Raw genomic sequence first — 10,216 nt, 5'->3', positions numbered from 1 at the left:
TGCACCTGCTCCTGCTGCTCCATAAACCATATTTATAGCAGCTACTTCGGATTCAGCCTGCAAGAAGCAGCCTCCTACCTGTGGAAGTCTTAAGGACATGTACTCAGGAATTTCATTTTGCGGCGTAATGGGATAGCCGAAGAAATATCTACAGCCGGCTTTTATAGCAGCTTCAGCTATAGCTTCGTTTCCCTTCCATAGTTCTTTCGCCATTAATATCCCTCCTCACAAATTACAGTTTTTCAACTTTGATAACAACATCAGGACAAATCCTTGCACATGAGCCACAAGCTATGCACTTATCCATCTCTTTTACTGTTGCTGGATGATAACCCTTGATATTGATTCTGTCCTTATCCATGACAACTATTTTTGTAGGACATACTGTTGTGCAAAGTTCACAGCCCTTGCACCTGTTTTCGTCAAATGTAACCTTTCCTGCCATTTTCTAACCTCCTTCATTCCATTTCCCAGGGCTTTTTCATAAAAATATCTATTGGAAATATCTCACCAGAGATATTGTCGGGTAATTGGTTGATTAGTTTTTTATGGACTACTGTATATTTAAGTGGTAGACCTAGCTCTTCTGAAACTTGCAGGCAGAGCTCCTGACCTCTTATTATGTCCTCAATCCTTGTGTCTCCGCAGAGGTGAGTATTGTTTACCAATGCAGTGACCTTCTGTCTTGAGCCTTGTTCTATGGATCTTAAGTATCTTATGGCACTATCCTTATCAGCAGTGAATGGTCTATTGGCATTCAGTACAAAAAACATATCATATTCGTCCTCATCCAATTTGTCATGATAACGGCCTAAAGCTGTTGCTCCAGCTTTGTCACCGCCCACATCTATTACTGTCTCAAAGCTCTTGTCTTCGAGCACAGTATGAATTTCAGGGGATAATGCAGGTAGATCTCCTGACAACCCTTTCACTGATGATGAAATGACTCTTATGCCCATCTCCTCAAATACAGGCTCTAATTGTCTGGATCTAAAATATGGGTTTACTATGTCCAAATCTACAATTGCTGCCTTATAACCTTCATTGGCAAGCTTAAATGTATAGTTAACAGCAAACTCAGTTTTGCCGCTGCCATAATGCCCAGTTATAATTCTAATTCTTTTATCGTCTTTCATAAAATCATCCTTATTATTTGTATTCCTTGGGCTCTTCCTCTTTTCTCAGAATTCTAAGACCACCTTCTGCCAAAGCAATCATCTCATCTTCTCCAGGATAGATGAGTACCTGAGAGATGAATTCAACCCTTTCCTTTATCCAACCAGTGAAAAGCTTATCATGTGCCAATCCTCCTGTAAGGCATATGGCTTCCACATTTCCTTCCAAAACTGCAGCACATGCACCTATTTCTTTTGCTATCTGATAAGCCATAGCATAATATACCATCTCAGCATGTTTGTCTCCAGCCTCTATCCTTTTTACAACCTCTCTGCCGTCATTGGTTCCAAGATGCGCTACCAAACCACCCTTGCCTACTATTTTCTTTTTCATCTCATCATAGGTATATTTCCCTGAATAGCATAAATCAATAAGACTTCCTACCGGCAGTACGCCAGCTCTTTCAGGTGACATAGGTCCATCTCCGTCCAGGGCATTGCTTACTTCAACTACCCTGCCCTTTTTGTGAGCCCCTACAGAAACTCCACCGCCCAAGTGAGCTACTATCAGGTTGATGTCCTCGTAGGCTTTGCCCATATCCTTTGCCGCTCTTCTGGCAACGGCTTTTTGATTGAGAGCATGGAGTATGCTTATCCTTTCTATTTCGGGCATGCCAGAAATTCTTGCCACATCATCCAATTCATCTACCACAACCGGATCTACTATATAGGCTGGGATATGAAGCTGTGATGCGATTTCATGGGCTATTACTCCACCCAAACTGGATGCGTGCTGTCCTCTGGAACCTGATCTTAAGTCCTCCAGCATTGCTTCATTTACAGTGTAAGTACCGCTTTCGATGGGTTTTAAAAGACCACCTCTTCCTATTACTGCGCTCAGCTTCGTTATGTTAATACCTTTAGCATTAAGGGTATCTAAAATCATATTCTTTCTGAATTCGAACTGGTCAATAATAGTTGCATAGGGTGCCAGTTCTTCATTTGAATGTCTTATTGTTTCTTCAAACACTGGTTTTTCATTATCAAATACGGCTATTTTTGTAGATGTTGATCCCGGATTGATAACCAACAATCTGAATACTTCCTGCATTTTATCTTCCCCCTTTCTCTTATATAAAGCACATGGATTCACGTCTCTTCATAATTAGATATCTGCCATCAAAACTCCAATGGCTATGGAGTTAAGTTTTGCTATATCGCTATCTGCTCTTGATGTAAGCACTATTGGAACTTTAGCTCCCACAACAATGCCTGCATTCTGAGCTTTAGCAAAGAAAACCATTGATTTATAAAGCATATTGCCTGCTTCTATCTGAGGTACCATAAGAATGTCTGCATTGCCTGCAACAGGGTGAACTATTCCTTTATGCTTGGCAGCCTCTAAAGATACTGCATTATCCAATGCAAAAGGGCCTCCCAGCAAGCATCCTTTTAGTTCTCCTTTTTTATTCATCTCTACCAAAGCATCTGCATCTAAAGTAGCCTGCATCTTTGGATTGACTTTCTCAACAGCAGCCAGCACAGCTACTTTGGGCTCCATATTCCCCATGGCATTGGCTACTTTAACAGCATTTTCAATGATCTGTTTTTTCTGTTCCAGATTTGGTGCTATATTCATAGCTGCATCGGTAACTATGAAAAGTCTGTCATAGCCATTTACTTCAAATACAGCCACATGGGAGAGCACATTGCCTGTTCTCAAACCTGCCTCTTCTGCCAATACAGCCTTTAAAATAATTGCTGTATCCACTAATCCTTTCATTACGATATCTGCTTTTCCTTCGGATATGAGACTTACAGCCTTTTTGCAGGCTTGCGCCTTGTCCTTTTCATCAATAATTGAGAATTTAGCAATATCCACTCCACAGCTTGCTGCAGCCTTTACAATCTCTTCCTTGTCCCCTACCAGTATGGCCTCAGCTATTCCCAAATCCTTAGCATTATTTACAGCATTTAAAACTTCAGCATCCTGAGCTACTGCAACGGCAAGAGTCTTTGGACCCTTCTCCTTCGCATATTTAACTATTTCATCAAAGGCTTTAATCATAAGAATTACTTCACCTCTTCTTCATATATTTTAGCTCTTTCTTCACCTGAGAGAACTCTTGCTGCACCTTCAGCTAAAGCCAACATTTCATCCTCTCCAGGGTACACCACAAAGGGTGCTATAAATTTAACTCTTTTTTCTATTCTTTCACATAAAAGCTTGGAATAAGCCAAACCGCCTGTCAAGACTATGGCTTGAACATCGCCTCCGAGCACTGCTGCCATAGCTCCTATTTCTTTGGATATCTGGTATGTCATGGCATCATATATAAGAAGGGCTTTCTTATCCCCATTGGCAATCATTTTTTCTACTTCTCTGGCATCATTAGTACCCAGATAAGCAATCAATCCACCTTTGCCAGATATCTTCTTTTTCATTTCAGCATAAGTATATTTTCCCGAATAGCACATTTTTATAATATCTCCTGCAGGCAGAGTACCTGTCCTGTCCGGTGAGAAAGGACCTCCGTGACTGGCATTGTTTACATCGATTATCCTGCCTTTTTTCATCGGAGCAATGGATATACCCCCTCCTAAATGAGCCATAACTAAATTTATATCTTCAAGGGCTTTACCCATGTCTTTAGCAGCTTTTCTGGCAACAGCCTTGATATTAAGTGCATGAACCAATGATTTTCTGGGCAGTTCTGGCATACCTGATATTCTTGCCACATCTTCGAATTCGTCTACAGCAACAGGATCAACGATAAAGGAAGGTATACCCTGAGAATCACCTATACTCTTGGCTATTATACCTCCAAGGTTAGAAGCATGTTCCCCTTGGATTCCAACCTTAAGGTCTTCTATCATAGCATCAGTTACCTTATATGTGCCGCCAGGTATGGATCTTAAAAGTCCTCCTCTTCCAGCAACTGCAGCAAGACTACTGAGTTCTATTCCTTCTTCTTCCAACCATTTCAATATCATTGCTTTTCTGTAATCATATTGATCTGTAACTTTTTCGAATTTTTCCACTTCTTCCTTTGGATGGGTAAGACTTTTATTCATAATTGATTTGCCTTCTTTGAATAGTGCAACTTTTGTTGATGTAGAACCGGGATTGATGACCAGTATGTATTCCCTGCTCAAGGTTGAACCTCCTTATTAAATATTTTTAATATTCAATAATTATTTTATATGCAATATACATGCCAACAGCAAGCAGAAAGAAAAAAACCCTTCAATACAGGGTTGTTTTTTTCACAATCTACTTATTTGCAATTTATTGCATGCAAAATACTGCAATATCATGTAATATGCAATATTTTGCACACTATTTTATATTATATTTCTCCAGTTTATAGTAAAGGTTTCTCAAAGAAACATTTAGTACCTTTGCTGTTTGAGTTTTGTTATTTTGGCAAAGCTTCAGTACATGGCTTATATATTTTTTCTCAATCTTCTCTGTAAATTGCTCCAGTGTCATGGCTTTTTCTTGAGAAAAGTGAATTTCCGAGACAATACTGGTATTGGAATCTTCTAGTTCGAATTTTGGTAAATGCCTTTTTTGAATAACCTTCTCAGTCATTTTCATGTTTATTATGGCTCTACCAATCATATTCTCCAGTTCTCTCACATTACCAGGCCAGTTATATTCCATGAGCTTATGCACTGCATCTTCATCTATTTCTTCAATATTTCTGCCATATTCCTGATTATACTTTTTTATAAAGAATCGGGCCAGGTGGGCTATATCCCCCTTCCTGTCTTTCAGGGGCGGTATTTTTATGGGAAACATGCTAATCCTATAATATAGATCTTTTCTGAATTTGCCTTCCGCTATTGCCTGTTCCATATCTATGTTTGATGCAGCTATAACTCTTACATCAACACTTATAGGTTTTATGCCTCCCACTTTCATTATTTCCTTTTCCTGAAGAACTCTAAGTAGCTTGGCCTGGGTTTCAACATTTATCTCGCCTATTTCATCAAGAAAAATAGTTCCTCCATTAGCTTCCTCAAATAGCCCTTTTTTTCCACCTTTTTTTGCTCCTGTAAAAGCCCCCTCTTCATAACCAAACAACTCAGATTCCAATAGAGGTTGGGGAATGGCAGCGCAGTTAACCCTTACAAATTGTCGGTACTTCCTCTCGCTGGCGTTGTGTATTGCATGAGCAAATATTTCTTTTCCTGTTCCGCTCTCACCTGTTAAAAGTACTGTTACAGGAGTATCTGCCGCTTTTTTTGCTTTTTCTATGGCATTCAGCAGTTCAGGATCCTTACCTTCTATATCATCGAATGTATATTTTGCTTCCAGTTTTCTTATTATCTGCTTAGCTTGTCTTAATTCTTCGGACAGTCTGTTCATCTCGGTGATATCATGAAGAACCCCTACGCTTCCTATAAGCTCTCCATCTACTATTATAGGAGCTGCATTCACCAATACTTCTTTTCTATTAGGTCCAACTTTAAGCAAAGCTCCCTTTACAGGCTTCTTGGTTGCCAGGACCTTCATATGGACACTTTCACCTTCGGCTATATCAACTGTTGCAATCTTCCCCAGCACATCCTTTTCAGAAAGGCCTGTTATCTTTGTATAAGCAGGATTCACCATAATACCTATACCGTTTTTATCAACTACAGATATGGCATCCTGAGTAGCATTGAAAACGGCCCCCAACATACTCTGGACTTCTTTGAGGTTCTCCACAGTTATCACTGTATCACGCATTTCATCACCACTTTCCTTAATTCAAGGGTTTATAGCGCTTAATTATTTCCTCCGCAACCTTTATGCCATCTACAGCAGAGCTTACTATGCCCCCTGCATAGCCGGCACCCTCACCAGCAGGATAAAAATTTTTCAGGTTCAGACTCTCCATTGTGTTTCCCCTAAGAAGCCTTAAGGGTGATGAGGTTCTGGTTTCTATTGCAGTCAATATACCCTCTGGTTGGGCAAAGCCTTTAATCTTTTTTTCAAAGCCTATGATGGCATCCTTCAATGCTTTCGTCACATAGTCCGGCAAGCACTCCTTGAGCTGAGCAAGTTTTACCCCTGGCTTATAAGTTGGCTTCACTGCTCCAAAATTATTTGAAGGCCTATCTTCCAGAAAATCACCTATAAGTTGAACTGGCGCCCTATAGCCTCCGCCTCCTAGAGAGTAAGCCTTTTCTTCCCAGTATCTCTGAAAGCTTATACCAGATAAGGGATGATTATCTCCAAAATCCTCAGGATATATGGTTACCACTATGGCACTGTTGGCATTTTGGCCAGCTCTATCATGGTAGCTCATACCGTTAGTAACAAGCCTATCTGCTTCTGAAGCTGCAGGAACCACATAGCCTCCGGGGCACATGCAAAATGAGTATACAGACCTGCCGGTAGCCTGGCTTCTATGAGTAAGCATGTAGTCTGCGGCGCCTAGCTTTGGATGACCTGCATATTCTCCATATTGGGCCTTGTCTATCATCTCCTGCAAATGCTCTACTCTAACACCTATGGCAAAAGGCTTGGATTCCATGGATAATCCCTTATGGAAAAGCATTTTATATGTATCCCTGGCGCTATGACCTATAGCTCCTATTATTGCATTGGAACATATATCTCCAATATCTTCAACATGAACACCTATAGCTCTATCTTCCTTAACAAGTATTTCATCAACAAGATGGTTAAATCTGAATTCACCACCTAAGCTTTCTATATGCTTTCTCATATTTTTAATAACATTTTTCAATACATCCGTACCTATATGAGGTTTGTATTCATACAATATTTCTTCCGGTGCACCGAATCGGACAAAACTGTCCAGTACCAGCCTTATCCTGGGATCCTTTATTCTTGTGGTAAGCTTCCCATCAGAAAAGGAGCCGGCTCCACCTTCTCCAAATTGTATATTGGACCTTGGAGAAAACTCTCCTCTATCCATTAAGGCCTCAACATCTTTGGTACGACTGTCCACATCTAGGCCTCTTTCAAGGATAATAGGTTTATAACCCCTCTGAGCAAGGGTCAAGGCAGCGAAGAGTCCGGCTGGGCCGGAACCTATTATAATCGGTCTATTATCAAGCTTCTCTTCGCCATGTCCTTCCAGAACATATTCAAATTCCTTATACTCCAATACATCCTTATTGTTTATATACTTTTTGTAGTTTTTCATACCAGGTATTTCTACGAACACATTATATACAAAATAGATATCCTTCTTCCTGGCATCTATAGACTTCCTTAGAATCCTAAACTCCTTGATATTTTGTGGCTGTAGTTTTATTTTTTTGCTTATTAACTTTATAAGCTCTGTATCTGGTTCATCAATGTGGAGCTTCAGATCCTTCACTTCTAGAAACATTAGAGTTATCTACTCCTTTATCCTTTAAAGTAATGTACATTGAAATAGGCTCTATTTGCAGTATTTGAACTTCTTCAGGCTTATTATACATTATATCAACTTCATGTATTCCTTCTGACAAACCTGATACATCAACATAAAAGGAATTATTGGTATTCCATGCGTTTACTATGCTCTCAGGTCCTTTTACAATCAATCTCATTACTATTTGCTGATGCTCTGCTGTGAGATTATCAGGTAAGTTTCTTATGGCTATATTGTTTATCTCTATTGGCTTTTCGATAATCTTTTCGATATTAATATTAAGCCTCACTGTTTCCGACTTGTTTGCCAACTCAACACCTTCCGGCAGCACCAATGAAACTTGCTGGTCCACAAAAGCTTTAGCATCTTGCAATTCTATCCTCTCTGTCTTGATGGAATTCAAATTATCCAGTATTTCTTTTTTCCCTGCAACATGAATCTCTCTTGGATTGGTGGATATGTTAGTAACTATATATCCCGGTGCAGGATTGACCACTACATCCGGCTCAATAACTACTATTTCTGTATATTCTATTGGGATTTCTACATCCACCGACTTGGGTGATACATCTAAGCCTTCAATTTCTTTACCTTCTTCATTGAGGATTTTCACTGAGATGTTCTTCTTTACAGTTGCAGAAGAGCTGCTTATATCTAAATCCACTGCAGCAGTTTTTACCTTATTTACCAGGCTTTCAGCTCCTGTTATTGTCACTTCTCCTGGGTTAACTGAAGGAGTCATGGCTGCCATTCCCTGCAGAGGATTTCCGGTAATATTCATTACCACAGGCATGGTGACAGATATCACATTATCGAATCTAACTCTTATGGATTTAGATGACATGGAAGTAATATCAACGCCCGCAGGTATTCCGCTTATTTGAATAGGTATTTGAAATTCACCCTTTTCATCTTGATCCCTGATATCTGCTGTAGCATTTAAAGATGTATTGTTTATCCTATCCAGCGTATTTTTATTGCCCTTTAGCCTCAAATAAACATTATATGAAGTATTATCCAGTAAGGTAATGTTCTTAGCAGCAAGAGTTTCTACTCCTATCAGCTTTACAGGTAGAGTGATGTCTTTATATACCACAGGATTTTGTTCTGTTATGACATAAAGCCAGAGCATTGTAGCCAAAAGTACAGACAATATCCTGGCTGTAATCTTTTTATCAAAAAAATTATTCATTTTTCACACCCCATTTCGTCCAGACGGGCTGCTTCTTGGATTCAATCTTTATATAGTGGTTCTTGAGAATTTCTCTTAGAGATTTGGTATCCAAATACCTGGATAGCTTTCCTTCTCTAGCAAATGATATGACTCCTGTCTCTTCGGAGACTATGACCACCAGGCTGTCAGATATTTCTGTGAGTCCAAGGGCTGCCCTGTGCCTTGTGCCTAGTTGTTTGCTCAGGTTCTGGCTTTCAGTAAGCGGCAAAAAGCAACCGGCAGCAGCTATCCTGTTCTTTCTAATTATTACCGCACCATCATGGAGTGGTGTATTGGGTTCAAATATATTTATAAGGAGCCCGGCAGATATGATTCCATCAATTCTTACACCAGTCTCAATATATTCATTGAGTCCTGTATCCTGCTCCAAAGCTATTATTGCCCCTGTTTTATTTTTGGAAAGATCGCTTACTGCTACTATGATTTCATCAAGCATTGTCTCCAATTCTTTTTCCTGAAGCTCATTTTTAGAAAAAAATCTTCCTCTCCCTATATGTTCCAAAGCTCTTCTAAGCTCTGGCTGGAATATTATCAGAATAGCTATAGCTCCAACTGTCATGGCATTCTTAAGCAACCAGTAGATGGTGTGAAGCTGCATAATATCACTTAATTTAGTAACAACAAGCAAAATTATTATTCCTTTCACCAGCTGCTCTGCTCTGGTCTCTTTTATAAGCTGCATGAACTTATATATTATATAAGCTACTATAGCTATATCTAAATATGTGCTCCATAGCTTCAGGTAGGGCAGTAATTCTCTAAATTCATCCATAACCTCACCTCTCCCGTTGTGCAATATTTTTCATATCAAATTAATTATACACCAAAAACAGTAGAAAGTTACATATATTATTTTAAAATGAATAATATTTCCTATTAGTTTAGAGACTGAAACAATAAAAGGATAAGCCTATTTAATTAAGCTTATCCTTTTATCTATAATATTTATGATTGTAACTATTTGCCTAATTAGCAAGGCTTTTTATCTTGTTTGTTATCTCATCAGCTTCCTTCAACAATCGACTCTCATACTCTGCACCTGATGAACCCTCCGACAAGTCAGCATTATAGTCTTTAAAGAATAATCTCGATATATCTCCTCATCTCTTCTATTGGCATTTGTCCAGGTGCTGATGCATTGACTCCTGCGGCAAAGGTCATGTCTGAGCCAAAAATAAAGCCTGTCATTCGGGTTATGATTCCCAAGGACCCCATGGATATAGCAATTAAGGGATTTTGTATTTCTTTTCTAGCTCTATATGTTGCATTGAGAAGTCTCAATACATCACCTTGTTCCTGAGGCATCACAGCTATTTTAGGTATGTCCGCACCATTATTAAGCTGTTCTTTTATCTTTTCAATCATAAATTCTTCCGAAGGTGTCTTTGTAAAATTGTGGTAGGATAATATGACTTTTACTCCATTCTTTGCTGCTAAGGATTTTATCTGCTCAATTTTCTCTTTACCAAAAGCCAGCTCAATATCTA

At 39.2% G+C, this 10,216-nt stretch carries 9 protein-coding genes and 2 pseudogenes; all 11 read right to left on the bottom strand.

Annotated features, from left to right (window positions below; all coding sequences use genetic code 11):
* Window positions 1–213 (bottom strand): annotated as a pseudogene (locus ACESM9_RS12125) (3-methyl-2-oxobutanoate dehydrogenase subunit beta); the annotation flags it as partial.
* A gap of 19 nt (window positions 214–232) precedes the next feature.
* Window positions 233–445, bottom strand: coding sequence for a 4Fe-4S binding protein (locus ACESM9_RS12120; protein WP_372998922.1), 213 nt, complete (start codon window positions 443–445; stop codon window positions 233–235).
* Between the two features lie 13 nt (window positions 446–458).
* Window positions 459–1,136, bottom strand: a complete 678-nt coding sequence (locus ACESM9_RS12115) for an ATP-binding protein (protein ID WP_372998919.1) — start codon at window positions 1,134–1,136, stop codon at window positions 459–461.
* A 13-nt stretch (window positions 1,137–1,149) separates the two neighbouring features.
* On the bottom strand, window positions 1,150–2,226 hold the full coding sequence (buk, locus tag ACESM9_RS12110) for a butyrate kinase (protein WP_372998916.1): 1,077 nt from the start codon (window positions 2,224–2,226) through the stop codon (window positions 1,150–1,152).
* Window positions 2,227–2,280: 54 nt separating this feature from the next.
* A complete protein-coding gene (gene ptb / locus ACESM9_RS12105) occupies window positions 2,281–3,183 on the bottom strand; it encodes a phosphate butyryltransferase (protein ID WP_372998913.1) in 903 nt (300 codons plus the stop codon).
* Window positions 3,184–3,188: 5 nt separating this feature from the next.
* Window positions 3,189–4,271 carry a butyrate kinase gene (buk, locus tag ACESM9_RS12100; protein ID WP_372998910.1) on the bottom strand — a complete coding sequence of 361 codons (1,083 nt, stop codon included), beginning with the start codon at window positions 4,269–4,271 and terminating at the stop codon, window positions 3,189–3,191.
* A gap of 184 nt (window positions 4,272–4,455) precedes the next feature.
* Window positions 4,456–5,832 (bottom strand): annotated as a pseudogene (locus ACESM9_RS12095) (sigma-54 interaction domain-containing protein); the annotation flags it as partial.
* A gap of 37 nt (window positions 5,833–5,869) precedes the next feature.
* Window positions 5,870–7,471, bottom strand: coding sequence for an NAD(P)/FAD-dependent oxidoreductase (locus ACESM9_RS12090; RefSeq protein ID WP_372998907.1), 1,602 nt, complete (start codon window positions 7,469–7,471; stop codon window positions 5,870–5,872).
* Window positions 7,434–8,687 carry a YbbR-like domain-containing protein gene (locus ACESM9_RS12085; RefSeq protein ID WP_372998904.1) on the bottom strand — a complete coding sequence of 418 codons (1,254 nt, stop codon included), beginning with the start codon at window positions 8,685–8,687 and terminating at the stop codon, window positions 7,434–7,436. Before ACESM9_RS12085 ends, ACESM9_RS12090 begins: the two co-directional genes overlap by 38 nt.
* Window positions 8,680–9,501, bottom strand: a complete 822-nt coding sequence (gene cdaA, locus ACESM9_RS12080; RefSeq protein WP_372998902.1) for a diadenylate cyclase CdaA — start codon at window positions 9,499–9,501, stop codon at window positions 8,680–8,682. The genes ACESM9_RS12085 and cdaA overlap by 8 nt, the downstream gene beginning before the upstream one ends.
* A gap of 302 nt (window positions 9,502–9,803) precedes the next feature.
* The coding region (locus ACESM9_RS12075; protein WP_372998898.1) for a type I 3-dehydroquinate dehydratase at window positions 9,804–10,216 on the bottom strand (413 nt) is incomplete at its 5' end.

This window comes from Lutispora sp. (assembly GCF_041687175.1).
Taxonomy (GTDB): Bacteria; Bacillota; Clostridia; order Lutisporales; family Lutisporaceae; genus Lutispora.
The sequence above is the reverse complement of the archived record's forward strand: the minus strand, read 5'-3'. Positions and strand labels throughout refer to the sequence as shown.